Source organism: Mycobacterium sp. ACS4054 (assembly GCF_001667275.1).
Classification (GTDB): domain Bacteria; phylum Actinomycetota; class Actinomycetes; order Mycobacteriales; family Mycobacteriaceae; genus Mycobacterium.
The window spans coordinates 30,614-49,182 of record NZ_LZHV01000056.1; the positions used below are offsets into that span (position 1 = coordinate 30,614).

The window sequence follows — 18,569 nt, forward strand, 5'->3', positions numbered from 1 at the left end:
GCGAAGGAGGATCCCGTGGCCGACGTCGACCTTTACCTCGACCCTGTCTGTCCTTTCTCCTGGGTGACGGCGCGCTGGCTGCTGGACGCCGCGCCATCGACGCACACTCGGGTCACCCTGCGGCAAATGAACCTGGCCATCCTCAACGAGGGCGAGGACACCGACGAGAAACACCAGCGAATGATGGAGCGGTCGACGCGGCTGGGCCGGTTGTTCGCCGCGGCCGTCGGCGAGCGCGGACCCGACGCGTTCGCCGGCCTCTATGACTCCATCGGCCGTCGCATCCATGTGCAACAGGAAGGCTTGACCCCGGCCACGATCCGCGAAGCCCTGGCCGAAAACGGCCTCGAGGAACGCCTTGCCGAAGCGCTCGACGACAGCGGCTACGACCAACCCGTCAAGCAGGCGCACCAAGCCAGCCAGGACGCGCTGGGCGACGAGGCCGGCAGCCCGATCATCGCGGTCGACGGCCGGGCGTTCTCCGGACCGGTGCTGACCCGAACACCGAAGGCGCAGGACGGGGTTCGGTTGCTGGAGGCCGTGCTGACGATGGCCGGCGCCCCCGAATTCGCCGCGCTGCAGCGGCCGTATCAGGGTCCGCCGACCATCGACGCCTGAACGCGGCCGCCCACTCGGATCCCGACCGGGCGGACGAAGGTTGCCGGAAAAGCACATCCGTGAGGTTCTGGGCGCTACTCTTGACCTCGCCAATCACACACTTCGCGGAGGGTTGAGCGCCAGCAAATGCCTGAAGAGCCACGGCCCGACAGTGTCGCACCGGTACCGGCTGGCATCGCCGCGGAGCTGGCGGCCGCCGGGTTCGAAGACGCGCGACAGGTAGCTCGGGGCGGGGCGGGCGTCATCTACTGCTGCTACGAGACCGCCCTCGGGCGAAACGTCGCGGTGAAGGTGCTGCCGTCGCACATCGACGATGACAGCCGCGAACGCTTCCTCCGCGAGGGCTACGCGATGGGCGGGCTGTCCGGGCATCCGAACATCGTCAACATCCTGCGGGTGGGCGTCACCGGGAGCGGCAAGCCGTACATCGTGATGCCCTACCACTCGGCGGATTCGCTGGCGGTGCGGCTGCGCCGGGAGGGGCCGGTGCCCTGGCCCGAAGCCTTGCACATCGGCGTAAAGCTTTGCGGCGCACTGGAAACCGCGCACCGGACCGGGACCTTGCACCGCGACATCAAGCCCGCGAACATACTCGTCAACGATTACGGCGAGCCGCAATTGAGTGATTTCGGGATCGCCCACATCGAAGGCGGGTACGAGACGGCGACCGGATTCTTCTCCGGCACCATCGACTTCACCGCGCCCGAGGTGATGACGGGCAATCCCGCCACGGTGGCCTCCGACATGTACTCGCTGGGCGCCACGCTCTACGCCCTCATCGCGGGCAATGCCGCGCACGAGCGCAAGAAGGGCGAGGACCTGATCGCGCAATACCTGCGGATCAGTACCGCCGGGATCCCGGATATGCGTCCCGACGGCATCCCGGACGCGGTGTGCTCGGCGATCGAGAAGGCGATGTCGATCGACCCGGCGGAGCGGCCCGCCTCGGCCGAGGAGTTCGGCCGCGAACTGCAGGCCGCCCAGCGCCGCAACGGTCTGAAACCCGACGCGATGGCCATCACGGGGCGCGCCTCTGCCGTGGCGACCGAGGTACCGCACGCCGCCCCGGTCCCGCCCGGGCCGCACAGCGAGGTGGCGCGCCCAACGGGCCTCAACACGTCGAGCATGCCGCCCCCACCGCGGTTGCCGACCGGGCACGACGACCCGACGTCGGCGATCAGCGCCCAGATCGACCAGCAACATGCGCGGGAGACCGCGCCATTCCCGCATGCCGGGCCCGCCGAGGTGCCGGACGCGGCCAGCCTGCTGCGCGCCGCACAAGCGTCGTCGACGCAGCCCACGGCGCGGCCTCCGCAAGCCGCCGCGCCGCCGGGCCGGGGCGGCGCCCAGGGCCCGCCGCAGGGTCCCCGGGCCCGGGCGGCGGCATGGTTCGCCGAGCCGGGCAAGAAGCGGAACCGCATCGCGTTGGTGGCCGCCGCCCTCGCCGCGGTCCTGCTGCTGGTCATCGGCGGCGTCTTCTTCGCGCTTTCGCCCGACAACAAGCACGGTTCGAAGGGCGCGTCCGGGCAATCGACGGCGCAGCCGCCCATGCAGTGGAAGCCGATCACGAACGCGCGCATCTCGCGGGACGCGGCGGCCACCACGCAGGCCGACGGGACCATCTGGATCTTCGGCGGAATCCGCAGCGACGGCACCCACACCGGACTGCAGGAGGGCTACGACCCCGTCATCGACAGCTGGAAGGGCGGCGACGATCTACCGGTCGCCGTCTCCCACGCGATGGCGGTCACCTGGCAGGGCAACCCCGTCGTGCTCGGCGGCTGGAAATACGAAGGCGGCAAAAACGTTGCCACCGACCAGGTTTGGCGTGTCGTCAACAGTCGCTGGGTGGAGCTGCCGCACCTGCTGCAGCCCCGGGCCGCCGCGGCGGCAGCCGTGGTGGGCGACCGCCTTATCGTCACCGGCGGCGTCGACGCCAGCGGGGCGCTGCTGAACACCACCGAGGTGTTCGACGGCAACACCTGGACCCTCGGCGCGCCCATTCCGACCCCGCGCCAGCTGCTGGGCGCGGCGTCGGACGGCAAGCTGGTGTACGCGGTGGGCGGCACCAACGGCAGCGCGGACCTGGCGGCGGTCGAGGCCTACGACCCGGCCGCGAAGACCTGGGCGTCGCTGCCCGCGCTGAGCCAGCCGCGCAGCGACCTCGGCGTGGCGATCGTTGACGGCCGGCTGGTCGCGGTCGGGGGCATGTCCGCGGGCCAACCGCTCAAGAGCGTCGCCGCGTACGACCTGATGACGAAGGTCTGGTCCGCCCTGCCCGACATGGCGACCCCACGGCACGGCATGGCCGTCGACGCGGTGGAGAAGTCCGTGTACGCGATCGGCGGGTCGACCGCCCCCGGCGACGGCCAGCTCACCTCGTCGGCCGAAGCGCTGAAGCTGCCGGCCCGCCGGATCCAGCCGGCGTCGCAGTGGCGCTCGCTCCCGGACGCACCGACCCCCCGGCTGATGATGGCGTGGGCCGTCCAGGGCGACAAGATCTGGGTACTGGGCGGCCTGCGCAACGGGGTCGCGCTGCAGACCGTCGAGAGCTACGACCCGCACACCGGCGTTTGGCAGACCGGTCCGCCGCTGCCCATCCCGCTGCATCACGCCGCGGCGGCGACCTACCGCGACGAAGTGGTGGTGCTCGGCGGTGCGAGCGATCAACTCGCCGACGCCTCGGACAAGGTGTTCGCGCTGCGCGGCGGCAATTGGGTTGAGCTGCCGCATCTCACGCACGCCCGCGCGGCGCCGGCCGCGGCGGTGGTGGGCGACAAGCTCGTCGTGGTGGGCGGGCAGAACGCCAAACAGCTCGTTCCGCAGACCGAGGTCTTCGACGGCAATTCGTGGACCGACGCCGCCGACATGCCCACCCCGCGCGAGCATCTGGCCGCGGTGTCGGACGGGACCTACGTGTACGCGATCGGCGGTCGGTTCCTTTCCGCCGACAAGAACTCCGCCGCGAACGAACGCTTCGACCCGCAGTCGGGCGCCTGGACCAAGCTGGTCGGCATGCCCACCCCGCGCGGGTCCTACGGCGCGACCTACATCGACGGCCGCATCGTGGTGGTCGGCGGTGAGGAACCGACGATGGTGCTGAACGTGGTCGAGATGTACGACATCGCCGACGCGAAGTGGAGCACGTTGGCGCCGATGCCCACCGCGCGCCACGCCGAAGTGGTGGCGACGGTCGGCAACACCGTCTACTGCATCGGCGGTGCGAACCGGCCGACCCACGAGGGCCCGATCGCGACGGTCGAGGCGCTGGACTTCATGTAGCCAACCGAGACCATGAGCGCCCGGCGAGGGGTCGTCGACTGGTTGTACGGCGCCAAGCGGTGGATGTATCGCGGTGGCAGACCGGGCTTTCCGGCGCGGGTATTGAATCGGCTTTCCGCACTCCAGTATTCGGCCGGTGTCCTGTCCCCGGCGCGGGCGATGACCCTCGAGGTGCGTGGCCGGCGATCCGGACGAACGGTAGCGGTACCGGTCGTCGTGGTCGATTACGACGGCGGGCGTTACCTGGTGTCGATGCTCGGCAACAAGGCGAATTGGGTGCGCAATGTCCGCGCCGCCGGCGGCCGGGCCGTCCTGCGCCGCGGACATCCAGAAGCGGTGCGACTGGTCGAGGTCGTCGTCGAGGACCGCGCGCCCGTCTTGCGCCGCTACGTTGCGGTCGCGCCCGGAGCACGCCCCCACATCCCCCTGCCCAGCGACGCGCCGTTGACGGCATTCGAACGGATCGCCGGCGGCTACCCCGTCTTCCGGATCACCCTTGACGATCCGCCTCACCGGCAAGGGCACGGGCGCGCCGGTAGGCGGTGAGGAACAGCACCGTCAGGCCCAACTGGACCGCGAAGACGGGCGCCAGGTAACCGGCGCGCACGAGGCCGCTGCCGATCGCGTAAGCACCCGCGGCGGCGAGCCCCGCAAGCACCGGGAAAACCGTGAGCAGCAATACCCCTCGCCGGTCGACAGGTGCGCGGCTGGCCCACACCAGCAGCGCCGTCCACCCGGCCATCAGGGCCGCACCCACCGCCGCGGCGTAGCGGTAATCGGGGGCCGGGGCGAACCCGTGCAGACCCAGCATCGCGGCGGCCGCGCGGGGCACCAGCAGCGGTACCACCATGACCGTATCCAGCGCGGCGCCGGCCCAGTACGCGAAACGCAGCGTGTCACAGCGACCCGCCATCGACCTCACCTGCCCTCGACTCACGCGGTCTCATGATTTCGGCGCAGACGGTGACCGGGTAGAGGCCAAGGTCACCTGGCCAAAGCCGCCGATCCCGCCCCGGTTGTTTTACTTGCGCCAGATACGGGGATCCCACTACGAGCCGGCGCCTGCGCCAGGCGAAAACCGAGATCTGATGGGAGCCCATGATGAATAGCAGCGCTATCTGGATCGTGGTCGCCGTGATCGCGGCAGTTCTGGTGATCGCCGTGCTGCTGCTGGCGGTCAACAAGACGAGAAGCCGGCAGCGGCAACGGCAGGCGGAGGAGATTCGCGAGCAGGCCAAGCTGGAGACCGCGAAGGTAGAACGGCGCGAGGCCCTCGCCCAGGAAACCGCCGCTAAAGCCCGCGCCGCCCAGGCCGAGGCGGAGGCCAAAGCGGCCGAAGCCGCGCGGCTGCAGGAGCGGGCCGCCAACCACCAAAGCGAGGTCGCGGCGTCGCGCGAACAACTCGATGAGCAGTTGAAGCGCGCCGACGAACTGCACCCGCAAGCCGCCGAAAGGCCGGCGGGCGAGCATGACGATCCCGGCATTGCGCGATCCGCGGAGTCCCACGATCCCACGACCGACGTCGAGGGTATCCACCACGAGACGTACCGCGGGACGCGCTAGAGCCAGGTGTCCTGGGTGGTGGCGGTGAGGAACGCTTCCAGGTCGTCGCGCCATTGCGCCGGGGTGGTCTTGTCCGGTTCGATCCCGGTGTACTCGCCGCGATAGAACAGCAGCGGTCGCGGCTTGATCTTCGGTGCCTCCGACAACGATTGGACCGCGCCGAACACCACGAAGTGGTCGCCGCCGTCGTGCACGGACGCCACCGTGCAGTCGATGTGGGCCAGCGACCCGTCGATGATCGGCGAGCCGAGTTCGGATGCGTGCCAGTCGATTCCGGCGAACTTGTCGGGTTCCTTCGATCCGAATCGCGCGGACACGTGCTTCTGCTTCTCGGTCAGCACGTTGACGCAGAACCGGCCGCTGGCCTCGATGGCCTGCCAGGACCGCGAGACCTTGGTCGGACAGAACAACACCAACGGCGGGTCCAGCGAGAGCGCCGCGAAGGATTGGCAGGCGAAGCCGATCGGGACCTCGTCGTGCATTGTGGTGATGATCGTGATGCCGGTGCAGAACTGGCCCAGCACCTGTCGAAAGGCGCGCGGATCGATCGGCGCGGCAGTCATCAGCCCTTGAAGCCGACGCTGAAGTCGTGGCCCCACAGGCTGATCGCGGTGCTCTCCCGGGCGATCCAGTCGTCGTCTTCGACTTGCCTTCCCTCGCAACCGAATTCGACGTCGAATCCGCTCGGCGTCTTCATGTAGAAGGACAGCATCAGGTCGTTGACGTGGCGGCCCAGGGTCGCCGACATCGGCACCTTCTTGCGCAGCGCCCGGTCCAGGCACAGCCCGACATCGTCGGAATTCTCGACCTCGACCATCAGGTGGACGATCCCGCTGGGGGTCTGTCCGGGCATGAAGGCCAGGCTGTGGTGGCGCGGATTGCAGCCCAGGAACCGCAGCCAGGCCGGCGGTCCGTCGGCGGGACGGCCGACCACCTGGGGCGGCAGCCGCATCGAGTCGCGCAGCTTGAAGCCCAGCACGTCCCGGTAGAAGTGCAGGGTCTCTTCGTCGTCGCGGGTGGTCAGCACCACGTGCCCCAGGCCCTGTTCCTCGGTGACGAACTTGTGCCCGTACGGGCTCACCACCCGACGGTGTTCGAGGGCCGCGCCGTGGAAGACCTCCAGGCAGTTGCCGGACGGGTCGGAGAACCGGATCATCTCGTCGACCCGGCGATCCGCCAATTCGGCGGCGGTGGCCTCCTTGTAGGGCGTGCCCTCGATGTCGAGCCGGTTCCGAATCTCTTGCAGGCCGGCGGCATTCGCGCATTCCCAGCCGGCTTCGATGAGCCGGTCCTGCTCGCCCGGAACGATTACCAGCCGGGCCGGGAAATCGTCCATCCGCAGATACAGGGCACCTTCGGTGCTGCCCTTGCCCTCCACCATGCCGAGCACCTTGAGGCCGTACTCGCGCCAGGCCGCCATGTCGGTGGCCTCGATGCGCAGATACCCCAGCGACCGGATGCTCATCACGCACCTCCCAGGAAATCAACGGTCAACTTGTTGAACTCGTCGAACTTCTCCACCTGCGCCCAGTGTCCACATTGCCCGAAAACGTGAAGCTGCGCACGCGGGATGGTCTTCAGCGCGACCAGCGCGCCGTCCAGCGGGTTGACCCGGTCCTCGCGACCCCAGATCAGCAGTACGGGCTGGCGCAGCCGGTGCACCTCGCGCCACATCATGCCCAGCTCGAAATCGGCCCCCGCGAACGACATTCCCATCGCCCGGGTCGCGGTCAGGGATTCCGGCGTGCTGGCCAGCGCGAACCGCTCGTCGATCAGCTCGGGCGTGATCAGCTTCTGGTCGTAGACCATGACCCGCAGGAACGCCTCGAGGTTTTCCCGAGTGGGTTCGACGGAGAACTTGCCCAACCGCTTGACGCCCTCGGTGGGGTCGGGGGCGAACAGGTTGATGCTCAGCCCGCCGGGACCCATCAAGACCAGCCGGCCGGCCCGGTCGGGGTAGTCCAGGGCGAACCGGACCGCGGTGCCGCCGCCCAGCGAATTGCCCACCAGCGGAACGCGTCCCAGCCCCAGCTGATCGAACAGACCCTTGAGCGCTCGCGCGGCGTAGTGGTTGAACTGCCCGTGCTCGGCGCGCTTGTCGGAAAGCCCGTAGCCGGGCTGATCGACGGCCAGCACGTGAAACCGCTGCGCCAGCACGGGAATGTTGCGCGAGAAGTTCGTCCAGCTGGCCGCGCCCGGACCGCCACCATGCAGCAGCACCACCGTCTGGTCGTTGCCGACACCGGCCTCGTGGTAGTGCAGCTTCAGCGGTCCGTCGACGTCGACCTCCGCGAACCGCGAGGTGGACTCGAAAGTCAGCTCTTCGGTAGCGGTCATCTACTAGACCATGGTGTCGCCGGGCGGCAACCCAAATTCGTTGTTCCCAAAGATCTGGTAGGCCCGCTCGGGGTCGTTGGCCGCGTGCACCCGGCCGGCGTGCGCATCGCGCCAAAAACGTTGCACCGGTTGGTCATTGCCCAACGCGGTGGCGCCGGAGGCCTCGAACAGCCGGTCGATGGAAGCGATCGCGCGGCCGGTGGCGCGCACCTGGTCGCGGCGGGCGCGGGCGCGCAGCTCGAACGGGATCTCCTTGCCGGCACTCAACAACGCGTATTCGTCGGCGACGTTGCCGCTCAGCTGGCGCCACGCCGCGTCGATATCGCTGGCCGCCTCGGCGATGCGCACCTTGGCGAACGGGTCGTCCTTGGCCTTCTCCCCGGCGAACGCCGCGCGCACCCGCTTGCCCTGGTGCTCCACGTGTGCGTCGTACGCGCCGTAGGCCATGCCGACGATCGGGGCGGAGATGGTGGTGGGGTGCATTGTGCCCCAAGGCATCTTGTAGACCGGCGCGGTGTTGGTCTCGTACCCGCCGGCGGTGCCGTCGTTCATCGCCTTGTAGGAAAGGAAGCGGTGCCGGGGCACGAAAACGTCCTTGACGACCACGGTGTTACTGCCGGTGCCGCGCAGGCCGACGACGTGCCACACGTCGTCGATGCGGTATTCGCTGCGCGGGATCAGGAAGCTGCCGAAGTCGACCGGGCGGCCGTCCTTGATCACCGGACCGCCGAGGAAGGCCCACGTGGCGTGGTCACATCCCGACGACCAGTTCCACGAACCGTTGACCAGATACCCGCCGTCGGTCACCACGCCCGCGCCCATGGGCGCGTACGACGACGACACCCGCACGTTCGGGTCCTCGCCCCAGACCTCTTCCTGGGCCTGCTGGTCGAACAACGCCAGGTGCCAGTTGTGCACGCCGATGATCGAGCTGACCCAGCCGGTGGAACCGCACGCGCTGGCCAGCCGCCGCACCGCCTCGTAGAACAGGGTCGGATCGCATTGCAATCCGCCCCACTGTTCGGGCTGCAGCAGCGTGAAGAAGCCGATGTCCTGCAGCTCCTGAACGGTCTCGTCGGGCAGCCGGCGCAAATCCTCCGTCGCCTGCGCGCGCTCGCGAATCCGCGGCAGCAGGTCATCGATACCGGCCAAAACCGACTGCGCGTCGCGCTGTTGAATGGACGTCACTAGGTTTGCCTCCTGGGCCAAACTTAATCAGTGGACTTACACCAGAGACTAGAACACGTTCCGATTTGTGTCGAGCAGGGTATTCCTGCGGCTGGTAGCGATACGAATCGGCTTTTCTGTAACATGTTCTAGTTGTGACGAGAGGGAGGATGGGTCGTGGCCGAGGCCAATCTCGACGAGCCGCTCGGTGACCACGTCCTGGAGCTGCAGATCGCCGAGGTAGTCGCGGAAACCGACGACGCGCGATCCCTGGTGTTCGCGGTGCCCGACGAGCCGGGCGACCCAGAGATTCCGCCCGAACGGCTGCGCTACGCGCCCGGCCAATTCCTGACGCTGCGCGTTCCCAGCGAACGCACCGGCTCGGTGGCCCGCTGCTACTCGCTGTGCAGCTCGCCGTTCACGGACGACGCGCTGACGGTCACGGTCAAGCGGACCGCGGACGGGTACGCGTCGAACTGGCTGTGTGAGCACGCGCGGGCGGGCATGCGGATCCACGTGCTGGCGCCGTCCGGCAACTTCGTGCCCAAGACGCTCGACGACGACTTCTTGCTGATGGCCGCGGGTAGCGGCATCACCCCGATCATGTCGATCGCCAAGTCGGCGCTCGCCGAGGGCAGCGGCCAGGTGACGCTGCTGTATGCCAACCGCGACGACCGCTCGGTGATCTTCGCCGAAGCGCTGCGCGAGCTGTCGGCCAAGTATCCCGACCGGCTGACGGTGGTGCACTGGCTGGAATCGCTGCAGGGGATGCCGAGCGTGCCCGCGCTGGCGAAGCTCGCCGCCCCGTTCACGGATCGGCCCGTGTACATCTGCGGGCCCGGCCCCTTCATGGATGCGGCCCGCGAAGCGCTGGACTCGCTGAAAGTGCCTGCGCCGCAAGTGCATATCGAGGTGTTCAAATCGCTGGACTCCGACCCGTTCGCGGCGGTCAAGATCGACGACACCGCCGCGGGCGACCAGCCGCCGGCCACCGCGGTGGTGGAGCTGGACGGTGAAACCCACACGGTGTCGTGGCCGCGTCACGCCAAGTTGCTCGACGTGTTGCTCGCGAAGGGTTTGGATGCGCCGTTCTCGTGCCGCGAGGGCCACTGCGGCGCGTGCGCCTGCACCCTGAAGGGCGGCAAGGTGAGCATGGAGGTCAACGACGTGCTCGAGCAGCAAGACCTCGACGACGGCCTCATCCTGGCCTGTCAATCTCACCCGGAATCTGATTCGGTAGAAGTCACCTACGACGAGTAGTCGCGGGGTTAGGTTCACCCTTAGGGTTGGCGAACCGAGAGGGGAGCGGCATGAAGCGGCTGATCACCGGGTTTGCGGTGGCCACAACGGCCTTGGCGTTGCTGCCCGGACCGCCCGCCGGCGCGGCCAGCAACACCGCCACCACGTTGTTCCCGCTGGACGGACCCAACCAGCTGGAGACGCGCACCATCCTCAATTGCTTCAAGGCCGACGGGCACTGTGACTTCACCGCCGGGGCCGACATGCTGACGCCCGACGGGGTGACCGGCTTCCCCCACGAGCTGTGGGCCCGGCAGACCACCGAGATCCGCTCGTCGAACCGGCTGGCTTATCTCGACGCGCACGCCACCGGTCAGTACGAGCGGGTGATGAAGTCGATGGGCTCCGACGAGATCACCACGGTCTACTTCGGCGAGGGACCGCCGGACAAGTACCAGACGACGGGGCGCATCGACTCCACCGATTGGCAGACGGGTCAGCCCAAGACGGACAACAACGTCATCGTCTGCACCCACATCCAGGTGGTCTACCCCGGGGTCAACATCACCTCCCCCAGCACCTGCGCGGTCACGACGTTCTCGTAAGCCCTTGTGGCGCGCCGAGATTGCGCCCATGGCTGCGATTCCGTGAAATCCACGACCGTGGCGGCAATCTCGGCGCGAACGACCTAGCGCGGGAGGCCGAGCAGCCGCTCGGCGGCGACGGTGAGCAGGATCTGCTCGGTGCCGCCGGCGATGGTGAGGCAGCGGGTGTTCAGGAAGTCGTACACCGCGTGGTTGCGAACCAGCCCGCCGCCGTCGGCGACGTCCATCATGTATTCGGCCAGCGCCTGCCGGTAGCGCACCCCGATGAGCTTGCGGACGCTGGACTGCGCCCCCGGGTCCTGCCCGCCCACGGCTAGCTGGGCGATCCGCTGGTCCAGCAGCGCGCCGGTTTGGGCGATGACGATCAACCGGCCGAGCCGGTCCTGCTGCGCGGCGTCGAGGTCGAGCTTCTCCAGCACCTTGAGCAGCTCCTCCATCGGATTGCCCAGCGCGGTGCCGGTGGCCATCGCGATCCGCTCGTTCGCCAGCGTGGTGCGCGCCAGCCGCCAGCCGTCGTTGACGTGCCCGACCACCAGCTCGTCGGGAACGAACACGTTGTCCAGGAAGACCTCGTTGAACAGCGAGTCACCGGTGATCTCGCGCAGCGGGCGGATCTCGATGCCCGGCGAGCGCATGTCCACCAGGAAGTAGGTGATGCCCTTGTGCTTCGGCGCGTCGGGGTCGGTCCGCGCCAGGCACACGCCCCAGCGGGCTTTGTGCGCGGCCGACGTCCACACCTTCTGCCCGGTGAGCAGCCAGCCGCCCTCACCGCGCACGGCTTTTGTGCGCAGCGACGCCAGGTCCGACCCGGCTCCCGGCTCGGAAAACAGCTGACACCAGAGGAATTCACCGCGCAGCGTGCCCGGGACGAAACGCTCGATCTGTTCGGGCGTGCCGTGTTCGAGGATCGTCGGCGCCGCCCACCAGCCGATCACCAGGTCCGGACGAGCCACGCCGGCCGCCGCGAGCTCCTGATCGATCAGCAGCTGTTCGGCGGGTGACGCACCCCGCCCGTGCGGCGCCGGCCAGTGCGGCGCCTGCAACCCCGCCTCGGCGAGCGCCGCCTGCCGCTTCTCGGCGGGCAGCGCGGCGATCTCGGCGACGGCCGCGGCGATCTCCGCGCGCTGGCCCTCGACCTCGGTGAGGTCGATCCCCAGGCGGCGCCGCACCCCGCCCTGGGTCAGTTCGGTGACCCGGCGCAGCCACCGTTCGGCGCCGCCCAGGAACCGGCCGATGGCGTGCGCCCGGCGCAGGTACAGGTGCGCGTCGTGTTCCCAGGTGCAGCCGATGCCGCCGAGCACCTGGATGCAGTCCTTCACGTTGGCCTTCACGGCGGCGATGCCGGTGCTGGCCGCCAAAGCGGCCGCGATCGAAAACTGGTCGGCGTCGCTGTCCGCGGCGGCGCGCGCGGCGTCGGCGGCGGCCACCTCGGCCTGCTCGGCGCGGCACAGCATCTCCGCGCAGAGGTGCTTGACGGCCTGGAAGCTGCCGATCGGCTTGCCGAACTGCTCACGGACCTTCGCGTAGTCGACGGCGGTGTCCAGCGACCACCGGGTCACCCCGGCCGCCTCGGCCGCCAGCACGGTCGCCGTCAATTCCTCGACGCGCCGGCGCGACGCCGTGATCACGGTGGCCGGCGCGGACGTCAGCACCACCCGGGCCAACGGCCGGGAGAAGTCGGTGGCCTCCAGCGCCTCGACCTGCACGCCGTCGCTGTCGGTGTCCACCAGCAGCCACTCGTCGCCGGCCGGCAGCAACAGGACGCCGCCGTCGGCGGCGCCCAGGACCAACGGCAGGACCCCCGACGCCCGCGAAGTCTCGCTGTCGAATTGGGCGTCACCCTCGAGCGCCAGCCCCGCGAAGCGCTCGCCCGCCGCCAATTGCGCCAACAGGCCGGGGTCGGTGACGACGAGCGTCGCCAGCGCGGTGGTGGCGACCGGCCCGGGAACCAGCGCCTTGGCCGCCTCCTCGACCATCGCGCACAGGTCCTCGACGCTGCCGCCCGCGCCACCGTGCTCCTCGGGGATTGCCACGCCGAAGATGCCCAGCTCGGCCAGGCCTGCGAACACCGGGCGCCACGCGTCGGCATCGCCCTGCTCGACCTCGCGGATCGCCGTGGTCCCGCCGGGGCCCGACGCCGAATTGCGGGCCCAGTCGCGCACCAGGGCGCGCGCGGCGAACTGCTCGTCTGTGACGGTCGCTACCACCGTTGGGACCTCCGCGTCCTTCGCGTCGACGTGACGTGGGGCCTACGACCCCTAGCTCTCGATTCTCCTGCGTGCATCGGGTCGCTGCGCAACCCTCCTCTTCGCAGACTAGAACGTGTTCTAATAGTGCCAGCGATCGACCGTCAAGTCGAACGCCATCACAGCAGCACACGCCGCTGTCCCGGCGGTACGGAGGTGGGAAATTCACACTCAGCATGCGTATCGTTTGCAAGCGAGCCGCCAGGAACAGGAGCAACCCGTCACATGCCAGCCAGTGCCAACTCGAGCCGCGCTTCCGACTCGCAGCCGCGCGAGGTGATGAACGTGGCGGTATTGGCAGAGTCCGAACTTGGCTCGGAGGCCCAGCGGGAACGCCGCAAGCGGATCCTGGACGCCACCATGGCCATCGCGTCCAAGGGCGGCTACGAGGCGGTGCAGATGCGGGCCGTCGCCGACCGCGCCGACGTGGCGGTGGGCACGCTGTACCGGTACTTCCCGTCCAAGGTGCACCTGCTGGTGTCGGCGCTGGGCCGGGAATTCAGCCGCATCGACGCCAAGACCGACCGCTCCTCGATGACCGGGGGCACGCCGTTCCAGCGGCTGAACTTCATGGTCGGCAAGCTGAACCGGGCGATGCAGCGCAATCCCCTGCTCACCGAGGCCATGACGCGCGCCTACGTCTTCGCCGACGCCTCCGCGGCCAGCGAGGTCGACCAGGTCGAGAAGCTCATCGATTCGATGTTCGCCCGCGCGATGGCCGACGGCGAACCGACCGAGGATCAGTACCACATCGCCCGGGTCATCTCCGACGTCTGGCTGTCCAACCTGCTCGCCTGGCTCACCCGGCGCGCCTCGGCGACCGACGTCAGCAAGCGACTGGATCTGGCGGTGCGGCTATTGATCGGCGACACCGAAAGCGGCTAGGCGGCGATCGCAAGCGCGGCTTGACCGGGCGAAGCGGGTCGCCGCCAGATTGTTACGCGGGCGGCCCCGCCGTGCGGCCCCGGATGAGCTCGGTGTCCAACACCTCGACGACCGGCAGGCCCGACCGCGGCGGACGCAACAACAACTCGCCCGCCCGGCGGCCCTTCTGCAGGCTCGGCTGCGCCACCGTGGTCAACCCGCGGCCGATCGCGTCGGGCACGCCGTCGAAACCGGTCACGGTCATCTGCCCAGGCACGTAAATGCCATGTGCGCGTAGATAATCCATGGCCGACAGGGCCAGGATGTCCGCCGTGCACATCAGCGCGGTGATCCGCGGATTGGCCTCCAGCGCGGCCTTGGCGGCGGTGCCGCCGGAGTCCGGCAGGTGCTCGTAGCTTTCCACCACGGTCAGCGCGCCGGGGTCGACGCCGGCGGCCGTCATCGCCTCCCACACGCCGACGATGCGTTCGCGCTGCACGTCGAAGGCCGGCGATCGCAACCGGTCGGCGTCCACCAGTCCCTGCCGGCGGTCGCGGCCCAGCCGCATGGTCAGCAGCCCGATCTCGCGATGCCCCAGCCCCAGCACGTACTCCGCCAGCTCACGCATCGCCGCCCGGTCGTCGATGGCGACCCGGGACACACCGGCGAGGCCCTTCGGTTGGTCGACGACCACCACCGGCAATCGGCGCTGCAAGACGACCTGGAGGTACGGGTCCTCTTCGCAGACCGAATACACCACGAAGCCGTCCACCCCGGCGCCGAGCACCGCGCCCGTCCCGTCTTCGATGCTGCGGCCGGGGCCGACGGCCACCAACAACAAGCCCTGCCCCAGCTCCTCGCAGGACTGCGCGACCCCGGCTACGAAATCCCGCGCCGCCGGGTCGCTGAAGAAATAGGTCAGCGGCTCGGCCATCACCAGCCCGACCGCGCCTGCCTTGCGGGTGCGCAACGACCGCGCCACCGGGTCGGGACCCGGGTAACCCAACCGCTTGGCCGTCGCGAGGACGCGTTCACGGAGATCGGCGGAGAGCTGATCCGGCCGGTTGAAGGCGTTCGAGATCGTGGTGCGCGAAACCTTCAGTTCGTCCGCCAACGACGCCAGCGTCGCACGCCGGCGTGGTGCGGGACTCACAGTCGGTGACGCTACAGCGAATCCGCGTGCGCGGGTGCGCGGCGTACACCAGTCACTTTGTAATGGAAACGATTTTCATTAGTATTGTGGGTCGGCCGACCGGCCGGCGAGAGGACATCGAACGTGCGCATGGGGCGGATCCCGATGGCCGGGCTGCGTTGGCTGCCCGCCGCGTTGGTCTTGCTGGCCGCCGTCGGCTGTGGCGGCGTCGCGCACCCGCGGGCGGCCACCGTCGTCGCCTCCACCGGCGTTTGGGGCAGCGTGGCCAGCGCCGTCACCGGCCGTCACATCGCGGTCAAGTCCATCCTGACCGGGGGCGACACCGACCCGCACTCCTACCAAGCCAGCCCGTCGGACGCGGCCGCCATCACCGACGCCACCCTGGTCGTCTACAACGGCGGCGGCTACGACCCGTGGGTGGAGCAGATGCTGGCCAGTCACCCCGGCGTGAAGTCGATCGGCGCCTACTCGTTCCTGAAGCCAACCGCCACCGGGGAGCAACCGGCCAACGAGCACGTCTTCTACGACCTCGACGTCGCCAAATCGGTCGCGTTCGCCATCGCGGACCGCGTGGCCGCCATCGACCCGGCGCACGCCGCCGACTACCGTGCCAACGCCGCCGAGTTCTGCCGCGGCGCGGACGCGATCGCCATCTCCGAACACGCCATCGCCAACGCCTACCCGGGCACCGCGGTCATCGCGACCGAACCCGTCGGGCACTACCTGCTTTCGGCGTCCGGCTTGATCAACCGCACGCCGCCCGCCTTCACCGCGGCCAACGAGAACGAGACGGATCCCTCGCCGTCCGACATGGCGTTCGTCCTCGACCTGATCAACCACCGTCAGGTGGCGGCGCTTCTGGTCAACCCGCAGACGTCCACGGCCGCGATCAACGGCGTGCGCGACGCCGCGCGGCGCGTGGGGGTGCCGGTGACCGAGCTGAGCGAGACCCTGCCCGAGGGCACGGATTACCTGACGTGGCAGCGCAATACGGTCAACCAGTTGCTGGCCGCGCTGCAATCACGCCGGTCAGTGCAGCCGTGACGCTCGACGCGGTCCACGCCGTCGACCGCCACCCGGACACCGTCTCGCTGCGCGGCGCCCGCCTGGCGTTCGGTGACCGGGTGCTGTGGGACCACCTCGACCTGTCGGTGTCGCGCGGCGAATTCATCGCCGTCCTCGGCCCGAACGGCAGCGGCAAGACGTCGTTGCTCAAGGTGCTGCTCGGGCAGCTGCCGCTGTCCGCTGGAACCGCGCTGGTGGACGGGAAGCCGATGACTTCGAGCAGCGGGCGCGTGGGCTACGTGCCGCAGCATCGACCGATGGACCACGAGGTGATGCTGCGGGGTCGCGACCTGGTGCGGCTGGGTGTCGACGGCCATCGCTGGGGCGCCATGCCCCTGCGATCCGCCGACCGCGCCCGCCGCCGGGCGGCCGTGGCCGAGGCGCTCCGGCAGGTCAACGCCGAACACCTGGCGGATGTCCGGGTGGGCGTGATGTCGGGTGGCGAGCTGCAGCGGATACGCGTCGCGCAGGCGCTGGTGAGCGACCCGATGCTGCTGCTGTGCGACGAGCCGCTGCTGGCGCTCGACCCGGCGAACGCGAAGCTGGTGTCCGCGCTGATCGACCGCCGCCGCCGGGACGCCGCGACCACCGTCATCGTCGTCACCCACGACGTCAACGCGATCCTGCCGTACGTCGACCGGCTGATCTACCTGGTCGACGGGCGGTTCCGGATCGGCACGGTGGAGGAAGTGATGACCACCCAGACACTGTCGATGCTGTATCGGGCCGACATCCAGGTGGTCAAGGTCAAGGACCGCTATGTGGTGGTGGGCGATACGACCGACGGGGCCCACCCGTGAATCACCGGCTCACCGACGTCCTGGCCCACCTGCTCGACTTCGACATCACCGCCCACCTGCTCGGCCACGACTTCGTCCAGCAGGCGCTGATCGCGGCCGCGCTGCTGGGGCTGGTGGCCGGGCTGATCGGGCCGTTCATCGTCATGCGCCAGATGTCGTTCGCCGTCCACGGTTCCAGCGAACTGTCCTTGACCGGTGCGGCTTTCGCGCTGCTGGTGGGCATCGAAGTGGGGGTGGGCGCCCTGGTCGGCAGCGCACTGGCGGCGGCGCTGTTCGGCGTTTTGGGCCGGCGGGCCCGCGAGCGTGATTCGGTCATCGGGGTGGTGCTGGCCTTCGGGCTGGGCCTGGCGGTGCTGTTTCTCTACCTCTACCCGGGCCGGACCGCGACCAGCTTCGCGTTGCTCACCGGACAGATCGTCGGCGTCGGCTACACGGGGCTGGCCATGCTGGCGCTGGTGTGCCTGCTCGTGATCGCGGTCATCGCGACGTGCTACCGCCCACTGCTGTTCGCGACCGTCGATCCCGACGTCGCCGCGGCCCGCGGCGTGCCCGTTCGCGCGCTCGGCATCGTGTTCGCCGCGCTGGTCGGCGTGGTGGCCGCCCAGGCCGTACAGGTGGTCGGCGCGCTGCTGGTGATGTCGCTGCTGATCACGCCCGCGGCCGCGGCCGCCCGGGTGGTGACCTCGCCGGCGGCGGCGCTGGTGGCCTCGGTGATCTTCGCCGAGGTTTCCGCGGTCGGGGGCATCGTGCTGTCGCTGGCACCGGGGGTCCCGGTGTCGGTCTTCGTGGCGGGGATTTCGTTCCTGATCTACCTGGCCTGTTGGTTGCTGGGGCGCCGGCAGGAGTTCGCCGCCTAAGCTTGTCGACACCGATCAGCCCGCGTCCGAAAGGGTCTGGTGCGTAGGCAATTCGCGAGCGTCCTGCAGGCGGCGGTGTGTGCCCTGACGGCCGGCTGCACCACCACCGTCGGCGGCAGCGCCGCGCCCGCGGACAACCACGGTCCGCTGTCTCAGGCCCCGGTGGCCGTCACCGCCCTGGACGGGCTGCTGCTCGATGACAGGAAGATCTACGACATCCTGGGTGCGGCACTGCGGATCCGGTACCGCACGCAGGACATGTGGGACTCCAGCGGCACGTTCAGCGACAAGAGCTGCCTGGCCATGGCCGGGCCCGCCCAGCAGGCCGTGTACGCGGACACCGGCTGGACCGCGGTGCGCGGCGAGCGACTGGACGACAGCTACGACAACCCCATGGTGCGCAACTATTCCGTCGACCAGGCCGTGATCGCCTACCCCACCGCCCGGCAGGCCAACGCGTTCTACGAGGCATCGGTGCGCAGGTGGTCCGCCTGCGCCAACCGCCGATTCGTCGACCATCCCCCGGGGCATCCCGAGGTCGCGTGGGCGGTGGCCGATTCCCACACGGTCGGCGGCACGCTCAGCACGTCCGAAGAGCAGCAGGGCAGCGAGGACGGCTGGCGGTGCCAGCGAGCGCTGACCGCGCGCAACAACATCGTCATCGACGTGGCCACCTGCGGCTCCTTCCTGCCGGGTGGGTCCGCGGTGGACATCGCCCAACAAGTCGCGGCGGCGGTCGTCACCCGGTAGCCACAGCCGCCCCATAAGCTGGG

Annotated in this window: 18 protein-coding genes; 11 read left to right on the forward strand and 7 right to left on the reverse strand. The window is 69.4% G+C overall.

All coding sequences use genetic code 11. The features are described 5' to 3' along the window. The first annotated feature begins 15 nt into the window (after positions 1-15). From A5730_RS16080 to A5730_RS16090, 3 genes are all read left to right on the forward strand, one after another. Complete coding sequence (locus A5730_RS16080; protein ID WP_067902422.1) at positions 16-618, forward strand: DsbA family protein; 603 nt, start codon at positions 16-18, stop codon at positions 616-618. Between the two features lie 126 nt (positions 619-744). Next, complete coding sequence (locus A5730_RS16085; protein ID WP_067902277.1) at positions 745-3,900, forward strand: serine/threonine-protein kinase; 3,156 nt, start codon at positions 745-747, stop codon at positions 3,898-3,900. 12 nt (positions 3,901-3,912) lie between these two features. Continuing rightward, positions 3,913-4,446 (forward strand): nitroreductase family deazaflavin-dependent oxidoreductase, encoded by a 534-nt coding sequence (locus A5730_RS16090; RefSeq protein WP_067902279.1) that lies wholly within the window; start codon positions 3,913-3,915, stop codon positions 4,444-4,446. Here the strand turns inward: A5730_RS16090 and A5730_RS16095 are convergent. Beyond that, positions 4,391-4,813, reverse strand: a complete 423-nt coding sequence (locus A5730_RS16095; RefSeq protein ID WP_067902281.1) for a hypothetical protein — start codon at positions 4,811-4,813, stop codon at positions 4,391-4,393. The two genes, A5730_RS16090 and A5730_RS16095, sit on opposite strands and share 56 nt — an antisense overlap. Positions 4,814-5,001: 188 nt before the next feature. Here A5730_RS16095 and A5730_RS16100 point away from each other — a divergent pair, with 188 nt between their 5' ends. Further along, positions 5,002-5,463: a hypothetical protein gene (locus A5730_RS16100; protein WP_231994695.1), complete on the forward strand. Its 462-nt coding sequence runs from the start codon at positions 5,002-5,004 to the stop codon at positions 5,461-5,463. On the opposite strand, the gene hsaB is transcribed toward A5730_RS16100, so the two are convergent. From hsaB to hsaA, 4 genes are read right to left on the reverse strand one after another with little or no spacing between them, the layout of a single operon-like run. Then, the gene (gene hsaB, locus A5730_RS16105; RefSeq protein WP_067902294.1) at positions 5,460-6,026 is read right to left on the reverse strand and encodes a 3-hydroxy-9,10-secoandrosta-1,3,5(10)-triene-9,17-dione monooxygenase reductase subunit; all 567 of its coding nucleotides are present in this window, start codon (positions 6,024-6,026) and stop codon (positions 5,460-5,462) included. The genes A5730_RS16100 and hsaB overlap by 4 nt on opposite strands. After that, positions 6,026-6,928, reverse strand: coding sequence for an iron-dependent extradiol dioxygenase HsaC (gene hsaC, locus A5730_RS16110; RefSeq protein ID WP_067902296.1), 903 nt, complete (start codon positions 6,926-6,928; stop codon positions 6,026-6,028). Before hsaC ends, hsaB begins: the two co-directional genes overlap by 1 nt. Next, positions 6,928-7,800: a 4,5:9,10-diseco-3-hydroxy-5,9,17-trioxoandrosta-1(10),2-diene-4-oate hydrolase gene (gene hsaD / locus A5730_RS16115; protein WP_067902299.1), complete on the reverse strand. Its 873-nt coding sequence runs from the start codon at positions 7,798-7,800 to the stop codon at positions 6,928-6,930. The genes hsaC and hsaD overlap by 1 nt, the downstream gene beginning before the upstream one ends. Before the next feature lie 3 nt (positions 7,801-7,803). Then, positions 7,804-8,988: a 3-hydroxy-9,10-secoandrosta-1,3,5(10)-triene-9,17-dione monooxygenase oxygenase subunit gene (gene hsaA / locus A5730_RS16120; RefSeq protein ID WP_067902301.1), complete on the reverse strand. Its 1,185-nt coding sequence runs from the start codon at positions 8,986-8,988 to the stop codon at positions 7,804-7,806. Between the two features lie 156 nt (positions 8,989-9,144). Between hsaA and A5730_RS16125 the strand changes: the two genes are divergently transcribed. Then, the gene (locus tag A5730_RS16125; protein ID WP_055399745.1) at positions 9,145-10,227 is read left to right on the forward strand and encodes a ferredoxin--NADP reductase; all 1,083 of its coding nucleotides are present in this window, start codon (positions 9,145-9,147) and stop codon (positions 10,225-10,227) included. Between the two features lie 50 nt (positions 10,228-10,277). Further along, positions 10,278-10,811 (forward strand): hypothetical protein, encoded by a 534-nt coding sequence (locus A5730_RS16130; protein ID WP_067902303.1) that lies wholly within the window; start codon positions 10,278-10,280, stop codon positions 10,809-10,811. An 83-nt stretch (positions 10,812-10,894) separates the two neighbouring features. On the opposite strand, the gene A5730_RS16135 is transcribed toward A5730_RS16130, so the two are convergent. Next, a complete protein-coding gene (locus tag A5730_RS16135) occupies positions 10,895-13,018 on the reverse strand; it encodes an acyl-CoA dehydrogenase (protein WP_067902306.1) in 2,124 nt (707 codons plus the stop codon). A 324-nt stretch (positions 13,019-13,342) separates the two neighbouring features. On the opposite strand from A5730_RS16135, the gene kstR reads away from it, so the two are divergent. Then, entirely contained in the window at positions 13,343-13,942 is a 600-nt protein-coding gene (gene kstR / locus A5730_RS16140; protein WP_197506277.1) for a cholesterol catabolism transcriptional regulator KstR, read from the forward strand. Between the two features lie 52 nt (positions 13,943-13,994). Here kstR and A5730_RS16145 read toward each other — a convergent pair whose 3' ends face one another. After that, entirely contained in the window at positions 13,995-15,074 is a 1,080-nt protein-coding gene (locus tag A5730_RS16145; RefSeq protein WP_067902308.1) for a LacI family DNA-binding transcriptional regulator, read from the reverse strand. A gap of 144 nt (positions 15,075-15,218) precedes the next feature. Between A5730_RS16145 and A5730_RS16150 the strand changes: the two genes are divergently transcribed. Genes A5730_RS16150 through A5730_RS16165 form a run of 4 tightly spaced genes read left to right on the forward strand, consistent with a single transcriptional unit; the run spans position 15,219 to position 18,546 of the window. Further along, complete coding sequence (locus tag A5730_RS16150; protein WP_067902428.1) at positions 15,219-16,118, forward strand: metal ABC transporter solute-binding protein, Zn/Mn family; 900 nt, start codon at positions 15,219-15,221, stop codon at positions 16,116-16,118. Beyond that, complete coding sequence (locus A5730_RS16155) at positions 16,115-16,939, forward strand: metal ABC transporter ATP-binding protein (protein ID WP_067902311.1); 825 nt, start codon at positions 16,115-16,117, stop codon at positions 16,937-16,939. The genes A5730_RS16150 and A5730_RS16155 overlap by 4 nt, the downstream gene beginning before the upstream one ends. Then, positions 16,936-17,796 carry a metal ABC transporter permease gene (locus A5730_RS16160; RefSeq protein ID WP_067902315.1) on the forward strand — a complete coding sequence of 287 codons (861 nt, stop codon included), beginning with the start codon at positions 16,936-16,938 and terminating at the stop codon, positions 17,794-17,796. The genes A5730_RS16155 and A5730_RS16160 overlap by 4 nt, the downstream gene beginning before the upstream one ends. 36 nt (positions 17,797-17,832) lie before the next feature. Next, on the forward strand, positions 17,833-18,546 hold the full coding sequence (locus tag A5730_RS16165) for a sensor domain-containing protein (protein ID WP_067902318.1): 714 nt from the start codon (positions 17,833-17,835) through the stop codon (positions 18,544-18,546). The last annotated feature ends 23 nt before the right edge of the window (positions 18,547-18,569 follow it).

Coding starts and splice junctions, on each gene's coding strand:
- hsaD (WP_067902299.1), bottom strand. CDS start 7,800: ATGACCGCTACCGAAGAGCTGACTTTCGAGTCCACCTCGCGGTTCGCG.
- hsaB (WP_067902294.1), bottom strand. CDS start 6,026: ATGACTGCCGCGCCGATCGATCCGCGCGCCTTTCGACAGGTGCTGGGC.
- A5730_RS16100 (WP_231994695.1), top strand. CDS start 5,002: ATGAATAGCAGCGCTATCTGGATCGTGGTCGCCGTGATCGCGGCAGTT.
- A5730_RS16130 (WP_067902303.1), top strand. CDS start 10,278: ATGAAGCGGCTGATCACCGGGTTTGCGGTGGCCACAACGGCCTTGGCG.
- A5730_RS16095 (WP_067902281.1), bottom strand. CDS start 4,813: ATGGCGGGTCGCTGTGACACGCTGCGTTTCGCGTACTGGGCCGGCGCC.
- hsaC (WP_067902296.1), bottom strand. CDS start 6,928: ATGAGCATCCGGTCGCTGGGGTATCTGCGCATCGAGGCCACCGACATG.
- A5730_RS16150 (WP_067902428.1), top strand. CDS start 15,219: ATGGCCGGGCTGCGTTGGCTGCCCGCCGCGTTGGTCTTGCTGGCCGCC.
- A5730_RS16085 (WP_067902277.1), top strand. CDS start 745: ATGCCTGAAGAGCCACGGCCCGACAGTGTCGCACCGGTACCGGCTGGC.
- A5730_RS16090 (WP_067902279.1), top strand. CDS start 3,913: ATGAGCGCCCGGCGAGGGGTCGTCGACTGGTTGTACGGCGCCAAGCGG.